Source organism: Alteromonas sp. 38, assembly GCF_902506055.1.
Taxonomy (GTDB): Bacteria; Pseudomonadota; Gammaproteobacteria; order Enterobacterales; family Alteromonadaceae; genus Alteromonas; species Alteromonas lipotrueae.
Genome location: NZ_LR733300.1, coordinates 782117 through 803252, shown reverse-complemented (window position 1 = coordinate 803252; position 21136 = coordinate 782117). Strand labels below are relative to the sequence as shown.

Sequence of the window (21136 nt, the reverse complement as noted above, 5' to 3'; positions counted from 1 at the left end):
GCTTATGAATGAGTCTGAAATTAAGGTGCGGGTGAAAACCCGTCACCTGCCCGAGCACCTCCCCTCTGATTCGCCACAATTTGCGTTCGCTTATCACGTGACCATTGTGAATGACAGCCAAGAAACGGTTCAACTTATTAATCGTTACTGGCAAATTACCGATGCTAACGGTAAAACATCAGAGGTGAGCGGCTCAGGTGTTGTTGGAAAACAGCCTATATTAAAACCAGGCGAAGATTTTGACTATACCAGTGGGGCTGTACTTGATACCCCTGTAGGTAATATGCAAGGCTATTACGAAATGGAGCGTGAAAACGGGGAACGTTTTCGAGTTCCGATTGAAGTATTCCGTTTAGCGGTTCCCAACATTCTTCACTGATTTTTGAGATTTATGACTTATCGCAACACCTTCGTCGTGGGTGATATTCAAGGCTGTTATCGCGGGCTACAGCAACTGCTGGAGAAAGCCGAATTCTCTGCGGATAAAGATAAACTCTTCGCCGTTGGCGACCTAGTTGCCAGAGGCGAAGACTCGTTAAGCACCTTAAGGTTTCTAAAAAGCTTAGGTAGCAGTTTCGAGACAGTGCTAGGAAATCACGACCTTCACTTGCTGGCGGTAGCGAACAACATTCGCAAACCTAAGAAAGCTGATAACCTTGAGCCTTTACTTAATGCTCCCGACTTAAAAGCACTACTCGATTGGCTTCGTCAATTTCCCTTAGCTAAAAAAATTAATGCTAACCATACCATCGTACATGCCGGTCTCTACCCACATTGGAGTACTGACACCCTCGTCAGCTTAAGCGATGAAGTTAGCAAACAGTTACAAGCGAAGCACTATACTGACTTTTTAAAAAACATGTACGGCAACACACCGGTCACGTGGTCTGATAAACTTGAAGGTGTACCACGAACCCGCTTTATTGTGAACGCATGCACTAGAATGCGCTTTCTAAACGCAGATACTAGTTTAGAGTTTGAGACCAAAACCCACCCTGCTCAAGCTTCGAAATCGGTTACGCCTTGGTTCAAGATAGACAATGCTCACCTCCAGGCGCAAGAACAGGTTCTTTTCGGTCATTGGGCTGCACTAAACAGCGAGACGCAAGATAATCGTTTTGTCGCGCTAGATACCGGGTATGTTTGGGGTCAAGAAATGACCATGCTGGATATCAATACAGGTAAACTCATCAGAGTACATGCGTAATTTGCTTAATTGATGCAGCAGACTACTAAATCGCATATTCTTGTGCTTTACTTGTTAACTTAATGGCTTACCTGCCGATACTTTGGTTATATACGTTAGTCTATAATCCCATTACCGTTCATGTTATACATTTTAATACCTTCCTCTAGGGCATTGGGGTGTATTTTGGACGTAGTGCGGGGTAGTATCGTCACGCAAAAAAATAAAAAATAGTCTAGGAGTTTCAATGAAGATTACAGTAGCCACTCGCGTAATCGGCGGTTTTGTAGCAATTACTTGTCTACTGATTGTCATTAGCGTTGTTTCGTTGTTCAACCTCAATTCCATCGGTTCAGCAACCGAAGAGGTAAATGACATAGCGCTTCCTACAGTAGCGGGTAGTAACGCCCTAAAAGCGAACTTCCTAAACATGGGTAGATTGACGTTCGAAGCCTATATTGAAGAAGATTTATCGGGTCTTCAAGAAAAGCGCACAGCATTCAATAAAAGCCGAGATATGTTCGAAGCTGAATATAAAAAGCTTGCCAGTGCAGTTGCCGACGAACCTGAACTTCAACGTAAATTGAATAGCATTCGTGCCTCCTATGACAATTACATAAAGAATGTTGAAGCGGTTTATCTGAATCACCAAAAATTTATGGACATTCGCAACACCATTGACGATCGACTAGGTGACGCTGAAGATAACGCTGACGATGCATCTACTTACTTACTAGACTTCTCTGACCTAGATACAGTGCAAAGCGATCCTAACCTTAGACGCGCAGCCGACATTGGTAGTCAACTAGAAACCTCACTACTCTCTCTACTTACCGTTTCATATGAATACGTAAAGACCGAAACTATCGTACGCTCACAAACCCTAGGTAACGAAGTTGACTTGGTGGTAGACAAGGTTGCTACTTTGCTTAGTGATATGGGCCAAGCAGCTGGACAGCGAGATCAATCTGGTACCCTTAGCGATATTAATGAATTGGTAAACGATGCCCTAAACGCTATTAAAGCCAGTGACGGCGTTATGGCGCTGCATGTAGAAAGACTAGAGCGCAGAAATGATTCTGAAAGTGCGCTGAATGCGTCAGATAAAAATATTGCGAACGGTATTGTGGAACTTGAGCAGCTTCTCGCCCTTGCAGATGCCAAAGCAAAAGACATCGAAAACCAAGTTAACAGCGCTATCACTACAGGTAATATTATTATTAGTGCAGTGGTTATTCTCTCTATCGCGATAGCTATCATTATTGGTTACATAACAGTACGCGCGATTACTCGCCCGCTTTACCGCGTGAACGAATTACTTACCGTGGCATCATCTGGAGACTTAACACATCGCCTAGACGATTCTGCTCAAGATGAGTTTGGCTTATTAGCTAAAAACTGTAATAACCTAATTGGCAACCTCAAAGAGCTGATTTCAGGAATTAATACCCGTGCAGAGCAACTTGCCGCGGCATCAGAACAAACCTCAGCCGTTACCGCGCAAACCACGCATTCAATTCAAGATCAAAAGTCACAAATTGGTCAAGTGGCAACGGCCACTACAGAAATGCATTCTACCTCGCAATTGGTAGTGCAAAACGCTGAAGATACACTGAGTCAAATTCGCCATGCTGACGCAGAAGCTGAAAATGTACGTCAAATCTCGCTTGAGAATAAACGTATTATCGAAATTCTTGCAAAAGACGTACAAGACGCAGCAGATGTTATTAACAAACTTCATCAAGACAGCGCCAGCATCGGTGGCATTCTTGATGTTATCCGCGGCGTGGCCGACCAAACTAACCTTCTAGCCTTGAATGCGGCCATTGAAGCTGCACGTGCGGGTGAGCAAGGTAGAGGCTTTGCGGTAGTTGCTGATGAAGTACGTACGCTAGCGAGCCGTACGCAACAGTCTACGCAAGAAATTAACGCTATGATTGAGGTGCTTCAAGCGGGTGCTGAACGCGCGGTATCGGTAATGAATCAAGGTAAAGAGCAGACCGTAGCGTGTGTCGAGCAAACGGAAAAAGCGACTCAGGCGCTTGATATTATTTCTGAAGCTGTACATAAAGCCCACGACGTAAGTTCTCAAATTGAACAATCAGCACGTGAGCAAAATACCGTGTCTCAAGAAATTAGCGAGAAGCTTGAAACTATCGTTAATATTGCTGAAGAAACTACGTCGGGTGCTCAGCAAACCTCTGACTCTAGCCACGAAGTGGCAAGGCTTGCTGAAGAACTACAGCAATCTATCCGTCAGTTTAAGGTATAACACCACATTGGGTATTTAGTGTCATTGAATACTCTACGTTAAATGAAAAAGGGAAGGTTAACACCTTCCCTTTTTTGTATATGAAAAACACATAACACGCTACTCAAAGAGCGCTTTATGTAAATCCTTCACTATTTTATCGCTGTCTGTTTCATTCACTAGGAATGAAAGGTTGTGCGGGTTAGCACCGAAACAAATCATGCGTAAGTTAAAGTCAGATACCGCAGCAAAAATCTTGCTAGACACCCCAATTGCGGTTTGCATGTGGTTACCCACCACCGTGACTAAGTCGTAACCGTTCTCTACTTTCACATCACAGATAGTTTCAAGTTCTGCAATGGTTTCTTTATTTAAGCGCTGTGCCACTGAATTGGCAGGATTGTCTAAGGTAAACGACACCGAGATTTCTGATGTAGTCACCAAGTCCACACTTAGCTTGTGCTTAGCAATAATGGCAAAAACCTGCTGTAGGAAGCCCTGTGCGTACATCATCTTAGGTGTTTTCACTGTTACCATAACTTGGTCTTTACGGCGAGTAATGGCACGATAAGGTGGCTCTTCCACGCAATCTCGAACAATCCAAGTACCGCCTTTTTCTGGCTCTTTACTTGAACCTACAAACACTTTAATGTTTTTACGAAGGGCTGGTTCCATGGTGGCAGGATGCAGTACCTTAGCACCAAAGGTCGCCATCTCAGCCGCTTCCTCAAAACTAAGCTCTGGCAATGGGCGAGCCGCAGCAGTAATACGTGGGTCGGTGGTATAAACCCCTATCACATCGGTCCATATTTCACAGGCATCGGCATCTAAGGCTTCAGCAATAAGCGCAGCCGTAAAGTCAGAACCGCCACGCCCCAATGTAGTAGTGCGACCTTCATCATCGGCGCCCACAAACCCTTGTGTAACCACAATGGCATTTTCAATTTCAGGGGCCAGCAATTGCTTTGCCAAAGCTTCAATAGTGTCTATCTGTGGCACTGCTTCACCAAATTCACTGTCGGTGCGCAAGACTTTGCGTACATCGAAGTTCATGGTAGTCACATTTTGTTCGCCTACTTTTTGTTCGGCTAAGACTGCACTGAACATCAATGACGACATGCGCTCACCCATAGAAAGCAACTGATCTTTCAAATCGTTTCTATGTAAAATCTCTTCGTGGAATGCTAGCGATTTCATTTCATCTAGCAAATCATTTAGCTTGCTTTCAACCGAGCTCTTATCTGCAAGCTTGTTGAGAATGGCAAGTTCAATATCAACAATAGATTGGCAAGTAGATTCTATTTGCTCTTGGGTAAGTGGGCTGTGCGCTAAATTCACCAGGTGGTTTGTCACCCCTGCTGATGCACTAACAACCACGATACGGGTCGCACTGTTTGAGGCAACAATTCGCGCACAGTTTTGCATCACTTCATAGTTCGCAACACTGGTTCCGCCGAACTTGGCGATGGTTAAAGCATTTGCCACGATTTTACTCCGAATTTCTTTTACCGAGCATACTGCTCGATACCGACCGGCGAATTAATTATTCGCACCGGTTTAACGATTAATTTCTATCTGGTCACCCACACTTATATTGTGTGAAGCGAACCACCCTTGGTTCATTTCTAGCGCGTAGAGTACCTCTTTAGTTGCCTGCACTGACGTTAGGTCGTGAGGCTCTAGAGGTTTTATATCTGTAATTACGCCATTTCTGTCGATATAGGCGACATCTAAAGCAACATTGGTATTCTTCATCCACATGCTGGCGTATCGCGGCGATGCAAATTTAAAGAACATTCCACAGTCATCACACAGTGATTCTCTGAACATTAACCCTTGAGCACGTTGTTCAAAAGAATGCGCGTATTCCATTTGGTAAAGTTTTCCATCAATCGTTAAAGTAACTTGATCAAACTTTACGCTAGGTTCCATTTGCGCGCTGGCATTTAAAGCGCCATACCCTAGAAGCACAAAAAGCGCGATTGCGATGACAGTAGTTTTAGCCATTAGACATTCCTTTTACCCATAAAAAAAGCCGGACACTTACGGCGCCCGGCTTTGTAGTTTATACACTAAATCAGGCAACATTCAACGTTGGAATGATATTGGCCTTTGCCTCTTCCTCTGCCTTCTTGAAACTTGGCATTTTATCGAAGTTTAAGTAACGGAATACTTCAGACGACATGGAGTTAATTTTGCTCGCATATTCCATGTATTCTTCTGCCGTGGGAATACGGCCAACGATAGCACCTACCGCCGCTAATTCAGCCGACGTAAGGTACACATTCGCCCCGTCACCTAAACGGTTAGGAAAGTTACGAGTAGATGTAGACAGTACTGTGGTGCCCGCATCTACACGGGCTTGGTTACCCATACACAATGAACACCCGGGCATTTCTGTACGCACGCCCACTCGCCCATAAATGTTGTAGTAGCCTTCTTCCATCAACTGAGCCTTGTCCATTTTCGTGGGTGGCGACATCCACAAACGGGTAGGTAGGGTTTTATTGAACTGCTCAAGTAACTTACCGGCCGCTCTAAAGTGACCAATGTTTGTCATACATGAACCAATAAAGACCTCATCTACGTTCTCACCAGCTACTTCTGATAAGGTTTTCGCATCATCAGGATCGTTAGGGCAACAAACGATAGGCTCCTTAATATCGCTAAGGTCTATCTCGATAGTTTCTTTGTACTCAGCATCTGCATCGGCGCGCATAAGTTCAGGGTTGGCCAACCACTCTTCCATCTTCTGAGCACGGCGTTCAAGCGTACGTGGGTCACCGTAACCTTCGTTAATCATCCAACGAAGCATAGTGATGTTTGAGTTCAGGTATTCAGCAATAGACTCTTCTGAAAGGTTAATACTGCAGCCCGCCGCAGAACGCTCTGCCGATGCATCAGATAATTCAAATGCTTGCTCTACCGTTAGGTGTTCCAGCCCTTCAATTTCAAGTACGCGACCAGAGAACGCATTAATTTTGCCTTTCTTCTCTACGGTAAGTAAGCCTTGCTTAATACCGTATAACGGAATGGCGTGTACTAAATCACGCAGGGTAATGCCCGGCTGCATTTCGCCTTTAAAACGAACCAGAATGGATTCAGGCATATCAAGGGGCATCACACCAGTTGCTGCAGCAAAAGCCACTAAGCCAGACCCTGCTGGGAATGAAATGCCCAATGGGAAACGGGTGTGTGAATCGCCACCGGTACCTACTGTGTCTGGCAACAACATGCGGTTTAACCAGCTGTGAATAATGCCGTCGCCGGGGCGAAGGGATACTCCGCCTCGGTTCATCATGAAGTCTGGCAAGGTATGCTGAGTTTCAATATCAACAGGCTTAGGGTATGCCGCGGTATGACAAAACGACTGCATGGTTAAGTCGGCAGTGAAACCAAGACAGGCTAAGTCTTTTAGCTCATCTCGCGTCATAGGGCCTGTAGTATCTTGCGAACCAACAGTGGTCATCTTAGGTTCGCAATAGGTGCCGGGGCGAATGCCTTCTACGCCACATGCTTTACCTACCATCTTCTGGGCAAGAGTGTAGCCCTTACCGGTATCGGCTGGTTGTTCTGGCGTGCGGAACAAATCTGTTGCGCCTAAACCTAATGTTTCTCGTGCTTTTTCAGTGAGCGCGCGGCCAATAATAAGGTTGATTCGACCACCAGCGCGTACTTCATCTAAAATGACTTTAGATTTGTATTCGTACTCAGCTAACACTTCACCTGTTTCATGGTTGGTAATTTTGCCTTCAAACGGGTAGATGTCGATAACATCGCCCATATTCATTTTTTCTACATCAGCTTCAAAAACCAAGGCCCCAGCGTCTTCCATAGTATTGAAGAAAATGGGTGCTACTTTGCTGCCAATACATACACCGCCGCCGCGCTTATTTGGCACGCCAGGTAAATCTTCACCAAAGAACCACAGCACTGAGTTGGTGGCCGATTTACGTGAAGAGCCGGTTCCTACCACATCTCCTACAAAGGCAACGGGATAACCTTGGTTTTTTACATCTTCGATTTGCTTCATTGGACCTTTAACACCATGCTCTTCTGGCTCTAAGCCATTACGGGTCATCTTATAAGCGGCTAAGGCGTGAAGAGGAATGTCTGGGCGCGACCACGCATCTGGGGCGGGAGACAAGTCGTCGGTATTGGTTTCACCGGTTACTTTAAATACAGAGTAAGTGATTTTATCGTCCATTAATTTACGCGAGGTAAACCACTCACCTTCTGCCCACGACTTAATAATGTCAGTGGCAAATTCATTTCCGGCTTTGTGTTTTTCTTCAACATCATGGTAGGCGTCAAACATAAGCAACGTGTGCTTAAGTTCTTTAGCCGCTAGTGGCGCTAGGCCCTCATCGTCGAGAAGCTCAACTAATGTCACGATGTTGTAGCCACCATGCATGTTGCCTAGAAGCTCAATGGCCTTTTCTTTTGAAATTAACGAGCAGCTGTCCTCGCCTTTAACGATAGCACTTAGGAAACCGGCTTTAACGTAAGCGGCCTCATCTACGCCTGGTGGAACACGTTCAGACAACAATTCTAATAGGTTGTCTGCTTCGCCTTCTGGTGGATTTTTAATTAACTCAACCAAGCCTGCTACCTGTTCAGCATTTAGCGGCTTAGGAGGGATCCCTTCAACAGCACGTTCTTCTACGTGTTTGCGATAGTCTTGTAACACGATGTCTTCCTCTTGGTTTAGCTTGCGCAATGGGAATAACGGTCTTGTACGGTCTTGACGCAAGGTGTGATTAAAAATACTTCATAAGTATAACGATTAACCTGCCTAAATTAAATTTTTGAGGCTTTTTATTCGTTTATAGTCGCCATTCAGCGCACTTAATATTGAACGATTAAAACTATTAAAAAACCATAAATAAAACCCTAAAACTAATCAAACTTGTTGAATGTCATTATTCCCATCATTAACGGTATGGCGGCAATATTCGTTAAAAGCAACCTAGGTTTAAAACCACAGAGGCATATTATCTTATAAATCGGGAAGGTCTTTGTCTGGGCGTACATGCCTAAAGCTTGCAAATCGGGGGATCCCCTTCTTTGTTACGCCAAAGTATTTGTAGGTGATCCAACTGTTCTTTGGTGGCGGATATCGGCGCTGTTTCATACTAAACCCCGTGCCGATTTTAAATTGTACACCCTCGGGCGTTTCTACAATAAGCGAGCCCATCATGCCGGCGAACTTCCCCTTCCCTTTTACATAGCCAATCACTTTGGCTTCAGCATCGTTAAACCGTTTCGCTTTTAATAACTGATTACTACGCCCGTCCTGATAAAAGGCCGCTTTATGATGTAGCATTAGGCCTTCACCGCCCTTTGCGGTTACCTCATCTATTTTCGCTTCAAGAAGCCGCTGATTGCTCAGTGTAAACTGCGGGATCATAGTTAAACTATTGCTATTTGCTTGCTTTACCAGTGCCTCCATCGTAGACAAGCGTGTGGCAAACGGGACATGACTGACGGGCATATCAAACAGCATCATCTTCACCGTCCTCCAGCGTTCATCAGGCGTATGACTAAGTACAATAGAAGCGATAGCTTCAAAACTGCTTCGCTGAGTCCATAACTCTCCATCAAGGGCTACATCAGGCCAGTTCTTGGTAAACCACTCAGGTGCGTGAATTTTATTACCGTTTCGGGTAAGAAGCTGCGTGCCCGTCCACCGGGCACGCACCCCATCTAACTTTTCGCTAACGAAATACTCAGCAATATTGATGTAGTCATTTGCCTTGTAGGTCGTTGCCGTTTGAATAGGCGTTACACCCTGCTCGGGCACGCGTTTAATGAGATTAGGCATTGCGTGAGTGACAGGGGTGGCAACGGGAGTGGCAAATGAAACTGGAGGCAAGCTTATCGCGAGTAGCGCCAGTGAGATAACATGTTTAATATTCATTTTGGCATTCTTGTTAAAAAACAAAAAAGCTTACGCTTATCACTCCCTGAGTAAACTGGGCTTAGGGCGGGTTTACATGAAGGCTTAGAATACAGGCGGAATACAGGCGGAAATACAGGTGGGAATAGAGATATAAAAAAGCCCCAACCGAGGTTGAGGCTCTATATGCTAATTGCTATTTAACGTAAGGTTAAATGGCGTTTTAGCTAACTGTTTTAACAGCAACGCTTGGCTCGAACTTAGCTTTAACGCTTAAGTCTTCTGCAGGCGGCGCGAAGTCAGTAAGGTTAATACCCTCAACCGCAGCTTTGTACTCTTCCATAGTAGGGAAGCGACCTAGCACAGCAGACAGCACGACTAATGGTGTTGAACCAAGAAGTGACTCACCTTTCTTCTCGTTAGAATCGGCAACAACACGACCTTGGAACAAGCGCGTAGAGGTAGCAATTACGGTATCACCAGGTTCTGCTTTTTCTTGGTTACCCATACAAAGGTTACATCCTGGACGCTCTAGGTACATGATGTTGTCGTACTTGGTACGCGCAGATTCTTTTGGCTTGTCGTCGTTAAACTCGAAACCTGCGTACTTAGTAAGAATGTCCCAATCGCCTTCCGCTTTTAGTTCATCAACAATGTTGTATGTTGGTGGTGCAACAACAAGTGGTACGTTAAACGACACGCTGCCATTTTGCTTTTCTAAATTACGAAGCATTTGAGCGATAATCTGCATGTCACCTTTGTGAACCATACAAGAACCAACAAAGGCTAAATCAACGGTTTTGCCGTCGTAGAAAGAAACTGGACGAATAACGTCATGGGTATAACGCTTAGAAACGTCATCGTTATTTACGTCTGGGTCAGCTATCATTGGCTCGTCGATTTGGTCTAAATCAACAACCACTTCTGCGTAGTATTTTGCGCTGTCATCTGGTGCAAGCGCTGGCTCTTCGCCAGACTCGATTTCAGCAATACGCTTATCAGCAAGGTCAATCAAACCTTGAAGCATGTTGGCATCGTTTTCCATGCCCTTGTCGATCATTATCTGAATGCGGCTCTTCGCCACTTCTAGCGACTTGATCATAGTCTCGTCGTTAGAAATACAGATTGAGGCTTTCGCCTTCATTTCTGCTGTCCAGTCGGTAAAGGTAAACGCTTGGTCAGCAAGCAAAGTACCGATTTGCACTTCAATAACACGACCTTGGAACACATTCTCACCGCCAAATTGCTTCAGCATTTGAGCTTGAGTAGCATGAACAACGTCACGGAAGTCCATGTGGCTCTTCATGTGGCCTTTAAAGGTCACTTTCACCGACTCTGGAATTGGCATCGCCGCTTCACCTGTCGCAAGCGCTACCGCTACCGTACCCGAGTCAGCACCGAACGCGACACCTTTAGACATACGAGTATGTGAGTCACCACCAATGATAATAGCGCGATCGTCAACGGTAATATCGTTCAATACTTTGTGAATAACGTCAGTCATAGCATGGTAAACCCCTTTAGGGTCGCGTGCCGTGATTACGCCAAAGTTATTCATGAAAGACATAAGCTTAGGAATATTAGCTTGGGCTTTCTTATCCCATACCGACGCTGTGTGACAGCCCGACTGGTATGCACCGTCGACAAGCGGAGAAATCGTTGATGCTGCCATCGACTCTAGCTCTTGGCATGTCATCGGGCCGGTTGTATCTTGTGAGCCTACAATGTTTACTTTAACGCGAACGTCCGAGCCAGCGTGAAGCGGAGTCTCAGACTTAACGCCTACCGCATTGCGGTTAAAGATTTTTTCAACAGCTGTTAGACCTTGGTTCGCTACAGATACTTCTTTCGAACGTGCATAAACTTCAGGTACGTCTGTGCCTAACACTTTCGCAGCAAAAGTTTGTAACTGCTTACCAAACGTTACCGCGTAAGAACCACCGGCTTTCATAAACTCCATTTTTTGCGGAGTGAAAGCGCTTGATATATCGGCAAGTTCTTCTGAGCCGTTGAACAGTTTCTTCGCTTTAGTATCGATAGTAAGCACGGTGCCAGTAGCAACAGAATATGCTTCTTCTAACACTGGATCGCCGTTAGCATCGCGAACCACTTCACCGTTGGCATCCGTCTTTTTAACCCAGTTTTTAAGGTCTAAACCAATACCGCCAGTAACGTCTACGGTCGTTAAGAAGATAGGTGCGATACCGTTAGTACCTGCAACCACTGGCGCTTTGTTCACAAATGGAATGTAAGGGCTTGCTGCCTCACCGGCCCAAAGTGCAACGTTATTCACACCAGACATGCGCGAAGAACCTACGCCCATGGTGCCTTTTTCAGCAATAAGCATTACTTTAGCGTTAGGGTGCTTTTTACCTAGCTCAACAATTTCTTGCTGTGCTTCAGGCGTGATCATGCACTGACCGTGTAGCTCGCGATCTGCACGAGAGTGAGCTTGGTTACCAGGAGAAAGTAAATCAGTAGAGATATCACCTTCTGCAGCAATATAAGTTACTACATCAATTTTTTCTGGTACGTCAGGCAATTTAGTAAAGAACTCTGCTTTTGCGTAGCTCTCAAGAATGTCTTTTGCTATCACATTACCTGCGTTGTACGACGCTTCTAAACGCTCTGTATCAGCCTCGTATAAGTAAACCTGTGTTTTTACTACTTCAGCAGCTGTCTTAGCGACCGCTTCATTGTCTGAAAGTGCCAAATCTAGAAGCACTTCAACAGACGGGCCACCTTTCATGTGTGAAAGCAGTTCTAACGCAAACTCAGGTGTGATTTCAGCAACAACTGACTCACCTAGTACGATTTCTTTAAGGAATGCAGCTTTTACACCTGCCGCACTTGTTGTACCTGGCAGTGTGTTGTAGATGAAGAAGTTAAGAGAATCTTCACGGTGCTCGTTATTCGTATCTTTAATTTGAGCAATAATTTCTGACAGCAAATCGGCACTGTCGATAGGCTTAGGGTGTAAACCAAGTTCCGCTTTACGGGTCTCGATTTCGGCCATGTATTCTGAATACAAACTCATATAATTCTCTCGGTCTTGGTTATACGTAGGTATTTTTTATACGCAGGGGTTAATTATACGTCGGTCTTAGCTATACGCATGAAATTATAGTGGTTATTTTAACTGATTTTTACGCATCAGGTAATCATTAGAAAATGGCAGAATGGCGCAAAGCCCCATTTACACTTTTCATTAACTTCTGCATATTTATATTTTGCTTATTAGGCAGATAAAAACCAATTTATTAAAATAAAAAATAATCACTAATTATCATTGAGTTAGAAAAAACGTCTAGCATTAAGCTCATTCTATACTGCATTTTGAGGCAATATTAAAAGCAAGCTATACAAAGTACGACTTATCTTAGGTATTTTTCGTATTTATGGTCGAACCAGATGAAATAATAAACAATAATGTTGTAAATTTACAATATTTTCTAGTTCTTGGCTTGAATGCACTTAATTTGAGCCTGTTACAGTAGCAAACGACTCAGGTGATAGTAACTGTATTAGCTCAGCACTTTCCCCATCAGTCAGCGCATAAACACCGCCATCTTGCCCCACTGCCACATCGCGAACCCGTTGATTTATTGTAGAAAAAACTCTTCGATACTGAAAGGGTTGGCTTGATAAGTCTACCGCGTAAAGTGCCTTCGCTTTTAAGGCAGAAACAAGCAAGTGATTAGAGAGTGTGGGGAAAGCATTGTGGTTGTATACCGCCATAGACGATGGCGCTATAGATGGCGACCAATCCACGAGTGGATCCACCATGCCCTCATAGTGATTAAACGGGGAAATCGTTGCCCCCGAATAATCTTTACCTAGCGTGACCACCGGCCAACCATAGTTCATTCCAGGCTTGAGCTTGTTTAGCTCATCACCGCCATCCGGGCCGTGCTCATGCAGGTAGACATCACCATTTTGCAATTTCACTAACCCTTGTGGGTTCCTGTGCCCTAAGGTGTAAACAAACCGCGCATTGTTAAACGGAACATTTGAGGCGGGCTTTCCATCTACAGTAAAACGAAGCACTTTCCCTAACTGTGAACTTAATACTTGGGCCTGCTCCCGATAATCGAAACCGTCACCTGTGGTCACCAACCAAGTGCCATCTTTCATGGCGACAAGCTTGCCACCAAAATGCACTGGTGTAGCCTTGCTGTCTTTTATTTCCAATACGGGTGTTAACGCTTTAATTTGCCCATCATCGGCCAAAACACCCCGCATCACGGCCAAACGATTCGCTTTGTCAGTGCCCTTCGAGTAGGAAAAGAGAATGACTTTCGAGGTGCTAAAATCGGGAGAAAGCGCCATGTGCAGTAGCCCGCCCTGCCCTTTTTGATAAAGCTGTGGAAGTGGCAATACCTGTTGAGGCAAGGAGTTTCGTGCCGATGCTTTTGCCAAGCGGGTTTGTTGGAATAGAGCAGGCTTGTCTGAACTAATCACAATAGAGGGCACGGTGACAATCGTGCCGTCTCGTTCGGCTACTAACCAATGACTATTGGGCAATTGCAAAAGTGCTTTGGGATAATGCAGTTCATCGGCAATTACCGTGGTTATTGCTGCGTCAGAAGTTTGTACCTCAAGAGCACCTTTACCAGACGTATTTGCTGACACACAGAATGTTGATAATAAATTCAAGCACGTGAGCATTATTAAGGTTAGATTTCGTGTAGGTCGTGGTGCTTGGTTTTTTATACTACCAGGCATTTCCAACCCGCTTTGGCTAAACATAATTTCCTTCCCCCTATTTATTAAGCTAGCTTAGCATGCAATAGTATTTTGATTGTTATAGCACCTTAAAATAACGTAAAGAGCGGTTATGTGGTCTTTTATCAAAAGTTTTGTTCCTGCCTGGTTAGCAACCTTTTTAGTAGCTAGCAGTTTGCACACGTTCCAAGTACTAAAAGCACTGTCCAGCCTTGGGGTAGAAATATCATTCCCTGAGTGGTTATCAACTGCTTGGAAGGATATTGTAGGCTTGCTCCCAACTTATGGCATTATTATCGCTATTGCACTGTTACTTGCGTTCAGTGTTGTCACTATCATTCGTAAATACGCCATGAAGCATAAGGTTACAAAACCTCGCTTTATCACATTAACGAGCGTAGCGGGCGCCACTAGCATCGCTGTTGCGCTGCTTGCCATGCAGCCTATTCTCAACGTTACGCTGATTGCGGGAGCTCGCGGGTACGATGGCTTTTTATATCAATGTTTCGCGGGTTTATTGGGCGGGTTTATTTATGGCTTACTACGAGTAACTATTACATCGCGCCCACTATCAAATAGCTAACAGTTCCGTACTCCCAAGCGCTAATGCCACGCTCAAGTCAATGCCTTCTGAACCTATTCAATGCTATTCAAGTCGCCGGCAATCATCACTTAGGTGAATATTTAGCTATAATGTAATAGGTATGTAAATAAAAATGAACATTTGTTACTGTATCCGCACAGTCATCTTTCATTGAAACCTCTCATTCAGGATAAAGCATTATGTTAACGTACCCAGAAAACGTTACTTGCCTGGCCGACAATATTGAAGCCGTTCTTACTAAGCATGCTGACAAGCCTGCGTATACCGCATTAGGTCAAACCCTTACCTTCAAAGAGATAGACGAAAAATCAGCTGCCTTAGCGCGCTACTTCGCTCATGAAGCCAAGCTAGAAGCTGGCGATAGAATAGCTATCCAGCTGCCTAACTTAATCCAAAACCCTATTGCCGTTTATGCTGCCCTGCGCGCAGGCTTGATTGTTGTTAACACTAACCCGCTTTACACCGAGCGGGAAATGAAGCATCAATTTACGGATAGCGGCGCGACAGCGTTAGTGATCTTAAGTGATTTACTGCCTAAGTTTGATGCCATTAAAAGTGAAACTCAAATTAAAACCGTTGTTGCTACTTCAGCGACTGAATTATTAGATGCTGCTACGGCTCCGGCTATAGCGGGCACAGTGTCATTAACCGATGCGATGAAAGCTGGTGCAGATTTGCCTGGTGTAGTCAGACCCAAAACAGAGTTTGAAGCCCTTGCCATGTTGCAATATACGGGAGGCACTACTGGTGTGTCTAAAGGCGCAGCCCTTAGCCATAAAAACGTGATGAGCAACAGCGTTCAAATGCTCGATCACCTAGGCGGCTTTTTCAAAGAAGGTGAGGAAGTGGTTGTTTGCCCCCTTCCGTTGTATCACATTTATGCTTTTACCGTTTGTATGATGGCGCTGTTCGCGAAGGGCAGTCATATTGTGCTTATTCCCAACCCTCGTGATATAGACGGCTTTATTCAAACCTTAAAACCGCACAAAATTACGGCGTTTGCAGGTATTAATACCTTATTCGTTGGTTTGGGTCGTCACCCAGAATTTGCCAAACTCGACTTTTCAAAACTACATTTGACCATGTCTGGTGGTACGGCGCTTACCCAAGGGGCGGTGTCTATATGGAAACAAGTAACGGGTAATACGATTACTGAAGGTTACGGATTATCAGAAACCGCGCCAGTGGTTTCTTTCAACCTTCCTGGCAAAGAAGAAATTGGAACCGTTGGTAAACCACTGCAAGATACTGAAGTCGCTTTACTAGATAGCTACGATAACCCGATAGGCGAAGGCGAGTCAGGGCAAATTGCGGTTCGTGGGCCGCAAGTGATGCTTGGCTATTGGAACAGAGACGATGAGACCGCAAAAGTCATGACCAAAGATGGCTTTTTTAAAACCGGTGACATCGGGGTTTGGGTTGAATCAGGGGCACTTAAAATTGTCGACCGTTTGAAAGACATGATTATTGTTTCTGGCTTTAACGTTTACCCCAATGAAGTAGAAGATGTACTCACCGCTCACCCAGACATCATGGAAGCCGCTGTTGTTGGCAAGCCAGATGATAAGTCGGGTGAGCGAGTATGCGCGTTCATCACCGTCAGCAAGCCAGTGAGTAACGATGACATCATTGCCTTTTGCAAAGAAAGCTTAACCAACTATAAAGTCCCTAAGGAACTTACCGTTTTAGAAGAACTTCCTAAATCTACCGTTGGGAAAATTCTGCGTAGAGAGCTTCGTTCAGCCTAAATTGTCTTGGCGATAATTGCCGTTAATATGAATAAAATCAGGTTATTGCTACCAAAGAATAACCTGATTTGTTTGCTGCAATACCATTTTCATTCTATACATAATCTATGAAGCCTAACGTAAGTCTGCTCCCAACGCTGTGAACTCCCTTTTAATCAAGCAAATCAAAGCTGCTTTTTCTTGTGAAAACAACGAAGAAGGCGAACTTTGGTTAGACGATATACTTAATAAAACCTCTTTATTAGACAACCATGATGCATCCCGCCTTACCACGGGCCTTAGTGCATTGCTCGCCTCTATTGACAATACATACCGCCAACATGGTCTTGAAGCAGAAGGTAAGACAACAAGCGGCGGTTATGCACGTCAAAATAATATGGATAGGCCACCTATAGCTCAGGGGCAAACTTCGCCTCAAGAATTAGCAGCCATAACCGACAACCTTGTTCAATCGGTAAATACATTATTAACAGCGCAAGCGCGCCCCGAAATTGATGACGATATTGCTAGCTTAACGTCGCTGTCTACCTTGGTATTAGACTTAATTACTGAGCAGCAACATAAAGAGAACGACATGCTGATCCAAAGGCGAGCTATGGATGAGCACAGCATTGTTGTAACTCTCGACCTAAACGGCACTATCTTAAGTGCTAATGATAAGTGTTGTCAGTTATCTGAATTTAGTCGAGACGAGCTTATTGGAAACAATGCAGATATGCTCAATGTTAAAAATGTTCCCCTGCCCACACGCCTAGCCATTCTTCAGTCCTTATTTAAAGGTGAGATATGGCACGGAGAGCTTCAAAGTATTACTAAATTCGGTACCCCTTGGTTTGTATTTTGTACCATTGTGCCCAACGTTAACGACCAAGGCCGTGTTGAAAACCTCGTGGTACTGTGTACAGATATTTCCAATCAGAAAAGGTTGGAAGAAAGATTAGAGTCCGGTAGACAGTTCTATCAGAGTATTACCAACAGCATCGGTGAAGGCGTATATGCCGTAGATGCAAAAGGCAAAACCCAATTTCTTAACCCTGAAGCATCTCGCTTGTTAGGCTGGGAATTAGAAGATTTACAAAGCCACAGGTTCCACAATGCTGTTCATTATCAAAAAGAAGATGGCACACTTTTATCTCGAGATGAATGCCCCGTAAATCATGCGATTTGTGAGGGAAAAACCTACAACTCTGATGAAGACTTCTTTACCGATAAGCGAGGACGCATCTTTCCGATTTCAATTGTTGCCGTTCCCCTTGAAGACATTCAGGGCGAACCCAACGGGCACGTAGGTGTGTTTAGAGATATAAGTGGCCGCAAAGGGTTAGAGCGACAGCTGCAACATGCCTACAAAGAAGCCGCTAATGCCAACAAAGCCAAGGGTGATTTTTTAGCCACAATGAGCCACGAAATTCGCACTCCAATGAATGCCATCATTGGCTTAACCCATTTAGCACTTGAAACCGACAATTACACGCAGCAGCAAAGTTACATGACTAAGGTAAAAGGCAGCGCTACCTCGTTGCTTACGTTAATAAACGGCATTTTAGATTTTTCCAGAGTTGAAGCCCAACAAATTGAATTACACCATGCTGATTTCAATCTTGCCGATATGATGAACAAGCTCGCACAAGTGTTTCAACATAAAGCGCGCCAAAAGCACTTGCAGTTACTTTTCGATATGCGCTTAGACATAGACGTTACCTGTAAAGGTGATAGCGACAAGATTTATCAGGTATTGGTTAATTTATTGGGAAATGCAATCAAGTTCACTCGTCACGGATTCGTTAAATTAACTGTCAACCAAAAAGCTGAAGCTCTGTCCTTTTGTGTAAGCGATACAGGTATTGGTATTAATGACGACAACAAAGAAAAACTGTTTAACGCCTTCGTACAAGCCGATGCATCTATTTCAAGGGAATATGGCGGTACTGGGTTGGGCCTGGCGATTAGTAAGCGCTTAGTCGAGCTAATGCATGGTGAACTTGAATTTACCAGTGAGCTTGGCAAGGGAACTCAATTTTGTTTTACCCTCCCGGGTATGGTTCATGAAAAGCGTCATGGAAAGGTTAGTGAAATAGACACTAAAAATTTGAAGCAAGCCATGCCCATACGGGAATTGAATCACCCATTATTGTGTGTGAATACGAGCCATGATATGGATGAAGCGAATAATATTTTAGCACACACACTGTCGCGACTAGCCATACCCTGTAAATTTATTAAGCCAAATGCAGGCGCTTTCCCAGTCACGCCTCACGACGCAATTGTGATACTTCCGGCTCAGGTTGCAGCATGGCAAACCTTCGTTAACCACGTAAAACTTGGTGAATATGAAAATCTGAACCTTGTGTGTATTGTAACGCCTATCGACACTGAAGAAGCCAAGCGACGATTACAACCTATTAAACTCAACACGCTTAATATTATAGAGTTACCCTTTACTGACGTTCACATCTTACGAGAGTTATTCCCTACCTCTAGCTCCACTTCGCCAACTCACGCTGATGGACTGGAAAGCAAGATATGGCGTAAGCGACGATTAGCTGGAAAGCACGCCTTGTTGGTTGATGATGACAGTATAAGTCTTGAAATTGCGCAACAAATTTTACTTGATGCGGGGTTGAAAGTAACCACAGCAACCTCTGGAGAGCAAGCCTTAGCACTGGGTAAGAGCAACGATTTCGACGTAGTTCTGCTCGATTGCATTCTTCCAAATATGAGCGGATTCACTGTTGCTGAGGAACTAAATAATTTAAATGGCTGGCACTGCCCTATTATTGCACTTAGTGCGGATGATAGTCGCGAGAACAAACAAGAAGCATCTAGCGTTGGTATGTGTGCGCACTTGTTAAAGCCCGCAACCGCGGCTGAAATATTACATGTCATCGACATCAATATTCACACTTCTGCCAATTTAAATAACATGCATGACAGTAACGACCCCTACCTCACTTCCCTCGGTGAATTTTACTCTAATTACGGAAATGCAGAGTTACTCGCGCAGCTTATTAACATTATGATTGAGAATGACTCAAAGCATGATGCTATTAACTCGCTATTGGAGGATGCTAGAAAAATAGGTGCTAATACCTTGGTTTCCGCGTTAGAAGGGCTGCCAAACAGCTTTGAAAAAAACACCAATTATGCGCATAAAATATCCAACATATCTTTCACTTTAGACGCCACTCTTCGACTTATTGCGCATACGCTTTCATTGCCAATAGAGTATGATGAAAACGAAGTAGAAGAGACATTATCTATCTCAGATTTGTCAGCGGTGATCACAAGCCTTGAATCTTACGATGCCGAGGCGGTGTCTATGCTATCAGCGCTTTACAATAAACATGCATCATCAGCATCGGCACATACGTTAAACCATGCAAGGCAACTTGTCAGTGTTTACGATTACGGCCGAGCGCTAGAAGAACTTTTACGTTTAAGGGATACACTGCTAAATGGCTGATAACCAAAAGTCGAAAAAAACGGAATTCAGCGTGCTAGTCGTTGACGACGAGCCAGCAAATATCGATTTATTGCAGGGAATTTTGTCGCCCTATTATCAAGTAAAAGTAGCGCCCACTGGGCATATCGCATTAAAAGTCGTAGAGCAATTCACCCCAGACCTTATCTTACTCGATATTATGATGCCGGGTATTGATGGTCATGAGGTATGCAAACAAATTAAGACTTCCCCCGAGCTTGCCCCAAGACTCGCTAAGGTGCCTATCATTTTTGTTACGGCTTTAGGTCAAGGTCAAGATGAAGAGAAAGGATTTGCATTAGGTGCAGTGGATTATATTACAAAGCCTATCTCACCTGCGTTGGTGCTTGCTAGAGTAAAAACTCACATCTCGTTAGCACATCAAGTGAGAGTAACTGAACAAGAAGTTAAAATCAGAACCCAAGAGCTGCTTCTCAGTCAGCAAAGCGCTATTAGCATGTTGGCCGCAGCAGGGCATTACAACGATAATGACACCGGTCATCACATCTGGCGCATGGCCGCTTATTGTCAATGCTTAGCGTTAGCCTCTGGTTGGTCCCCCGAAAAAGCCTCTTTATTGGCACAAGCCGCGCCAATGCACGACACCGGGAAAATCGGTATCCCTGATAGCATTTTAAAAGCCCCTAGGCGACTTACCTTTGATGAAATGGAAGTGATGCGTACGCATGCGGCAATAGGGTATGAAATATTAACTCGCAGTAATTCCCCTTTATTTAGCTTAGCGGCAGAAATTGCGCGCTATCATCATGAGAAATGGGATGGCAGTGGATACCCTTATTCATTGAAGAGTGAACAAATTCCATTAAGCGCGCGCATTGTGGCAATTGCAGATGTGTTTGATGCCCTGACGATGAAGCGCCCTTATAAAAAAGCCTGGTCGGATGAAGAAGCATTTACCTACATCGAAGGTGAATCAGGCAATCACTTCGACCCAGAATTAGTGTCCACTTTTTTGTCTATCAAAGAAGAAGTGTTGAAAACAAAAGTTTATTGGAATGAACTTGAAACTAGAAATGAACTCCCGTCAATAGAAGCCTTCCTCCCCAAAACGTTATAAAGGCGGCCCTATTAAGAGAAAGCCGTTATTTGCGAAGAAGTTTACGGTAAAACCGCGAATTTTAGCGTTCATGTGTTAGTTTAATTTACGCTAACTTATCAGAATAAAATTGTTATATTTAATCGATTAAAACACGTCTTTTTTTAGAATTGGGTTACCCGTGT

At 44.3% G+C, this 21136-nt stretch carries 13 protein-coding genes; 7 read left to right on the top strand and 6 right to left on the bottom strand.

Annotated elements, in window-relative coordinates:
- The first annotated feature begins 4 nt into the window (after positions 1–4).
- From apaG to FLAVO9R_RS03385, 3 genes are all read left to right on the top strand, one after another.
- Entirely contained in the window at positions 5–379 is a 375-nt protein-coding gene (apaG, locus tag FLAVO9R_RS03395) for a Co2+/Mg2+ efflux protein ApaG (protein WP_013785396.1), read from the top strand.
- A gap of 12 nt (positions 380–391) precedes the next feature.
- Positions 392–1207 (top strand): symmetrical bis(5'-nucleosyl)-tetraphosphatase, encoded by an 816-nt coding sequence (locus FLAVO9R_RS03390; protein ID WP_159528778.1) that lies wholly within the window; start codon positions 392–394, stop codon positions 1205–1207.
- A gap of 226 nt (positions 1208–1433) precedes the next feature.
- Positions 1434–3458, top strand: a complete 2025-nt coding sequence (locus FLAVO9R_RS03385; RefSeq protein WP_159528776.1) for a HAMP domain-containing methyl-accepting chemotaxis protein — start codon at positions 1434–1436, stop codon at positions 3456–3458.
- A 99-nt stretch (positions 3459–3557) separates the two neighbouring features.
- Here FLAVO9R_RS03385 and lysC read toward each other — a convergent pair whose 3' ends face one another.
- The 6 genes from lysC to FLAVO9R_RS03355 all read right to left on the bottom strand — a co-directional run bounded on the left by lysC (position 3558) and on the right by FLAVO9R_RS03355 (position 13968).
- On the bottom strand, positions 3558–4922 hold the full coding sequence (gene lysC, locus FLAVO9R_RS03380; protein ID WP_159528774.1) for a lysine-sensitive aspartokinase 3: 1365 nt from the start codon (positions 4920–4922) through the stop codon (positions 3558–3560).
- A 72-nt stretch (positions 4923–4994) separates the two neighbouring features.
- Entirely contained in the window at positions 4995–5444 is a 450-nt protein-coding gene (locus FLAVO9R_RS03375) for a DUF192 domain-containing protein (RefSeq protein ID WP_159528772.1), read from the bottom strand.
- Between the two features lie 70 nt (positions 5445–5514).
- Positions 5515–8127 carry a bifunctional aconitate hydratase 2/2-methylisocitrate dehydratase gene (gene acnB, locus FLAVO9R_RS03370; RefSeq protein WP_159528770.1) on the bottom strand — a complete coding sequence of 871 codons (2613 nt, stop codon included), beginning with the start codon at positions 8125–8127 and terminating at the stop codon, positions 5515–5517.
- 309 nt (positions 8128–8436) lie between these two features.
- A complete protein-coding gene (locus tag FLAVO9R_RS03365) occupies positions 8437–9357 on the bottom strand; it encodes a DNA ligase (protein ID WP_159528768.1) in 921 nt (306 codons plus the stop codon).
- 202 nt (positions 9358–9559) lie between these two features.
- On the bottom strand, positions 9560–12373 hold the full coding sequence (locus FLAVO9R_RS03360) for a bifunctional aconitate hydratase 2/2-methylisocitrate dehydratase (protein ID WP_159528766.1): 2814 nt from the start codon (positions 12371–12373) through the stop codon (positions 9560–9562).
- A 437-nt stretch (positions 12374–12810) separates the two neighbouring features.
- Positions 12811–13968, bottom strand: coding sequence for a PQQ-dependent sugar dehydrogenase (locus FLAVO9R_RS03355; protein WP_232370570.1), 1158 nt, complete (start codon positions 13966–13968; stop codon positions 12811–12813).
- Positions 13969–14173: 205 nt separating this feature from the next.
- Here FLAVO9R_RS03355 and FLAVO9R_RS03350 point away from each other — a divergent pair, with 205 nt between their 5' ends.
- The 4 genes from FLAVO9R_RS03350 to FLAVO9R_RS03335 all read left to right on the top strand — a co-directional run bounded on the left by FLAVO9R_RS03350 (position 14174) and on the right by FLAVO9R_RS03335 (position 20972).
- Positions 14174–14644 carry a hypothetical protein gene (locus FLAVO9R_RS03350; protein WP_159528762.1) on the top strand — a complete coding sequence of 157 codons (471 nt, stop codon included), beginning with the start codon at positions 14174–14176 and terminating at the stop codon, positions 14642–14644.
- Positions 14645–14844: 200 nt separating this feature from the next.
- A complete protein-coding gene (locus FLAVO9R_RS03345; protein WP_159528760.1) occupies positions 14845–16413 on the top strand; it encodes an AMP-binding protein in 1569 nt (522 codons plus the stop codon).
- Positions 16414–16552: 139 nt separating this feature from the next.
- Positions 16553–19876, top strand: a complete 3324-nt coding sequence (locus FLAVO9R_RS03340; protein WP_232370569.1) for a hybrid sensor histidine kinase/response regulator — start codon at positions 16553–16555, stop codon at positions 19874–19876.
- A complete protein-coding gene (locus FLAVO9R_RS03335; RefSeq protein ID WP_159528758.1) occupies positions 19869–20972 on the top strand; it encodes a response regulator in 1104 nt (367 codons plus the stop codon). The genes FLAVO9R_RS03340 and FLAVO9R_RS03335 overlap by 8 nt, the downstream gene beginning before the upstream one ends.
- The last annotated feature ends 164 nt before the right edge of the window (positions 20973–21136 follow it).

What these genes read in the sequence shown, in the direction of transcription:
- FLAVO9R_RS03350 (WP_159528762.1), top strand. Translation starts at nt 14,174, where the DNA reads ATGTGGTCTTTTATCAAAAGTTTTGTTCCTGCCTGGTTAGCAACCTTT.
- apaG (WP_013785396.1), top strand. Translation starts at nt 5, where the DNA reads ATGAATGAGTCTGAAATTAAGGTGCGGGTGAAAACCCGTCACCTGCCC.
- FLAVO9R_RS03360 (WP_159528766.1), bottom strand. Translation starts at nt 12,373, where the DNA reads ATGAGTTTGTATTCAGAATACATGGCCGAAATCGAGACCCGTAAAGCG.
- FLAVO9R_RS03335 (WP_159528758.1), top strand. Translation starts at nt 19,869, where the DNA reads ATGGCTGATAACCAAAAGTCGAAAAAAACGGAATTCAGCGTGCTAGTC.
- FLAVO9R_RS03345 (WP_159528760.1), top strand. Translation starts at nt 14,845, where the DNA reads ATGTTAACGTACCCAGAAAACGTTACTTGCCTGGCCGACAATATTGAA.
- FLAVO9R_RS03375 (WP_159528772.1), bottom strand. Translation starts at nt 5,444, where the DNA reads ATGGCTAAAACTACTGTCATCGCAATCGCGCTTTTTGTGCTTCTAGGG.
- FLAVO9R_RS03365 (WP_159528768.1), bottom strand. Translation starts at nt 9,357, where the DNA reads ATGAATATTAAACATGTTATCTCACTGGCGCTACTCGCGATAAGCTTG.
- FLAVO9R_RS03385 (WP_159528776.1), top strand. Translation starts at nt 1,434, where the DNA reads ATGAAGATTACAGTAGCCACTCGCGTAATCGGCGGTTTTGTAGCAATT.
- FLAVO9R_RS03390 (WP_159528778.1), top strand. Translation starts at nt 392, where the DNA reads ATGACTTATCGCAACACCTTCGTCGTGGGTGATATTCAAGGCTGTTAT.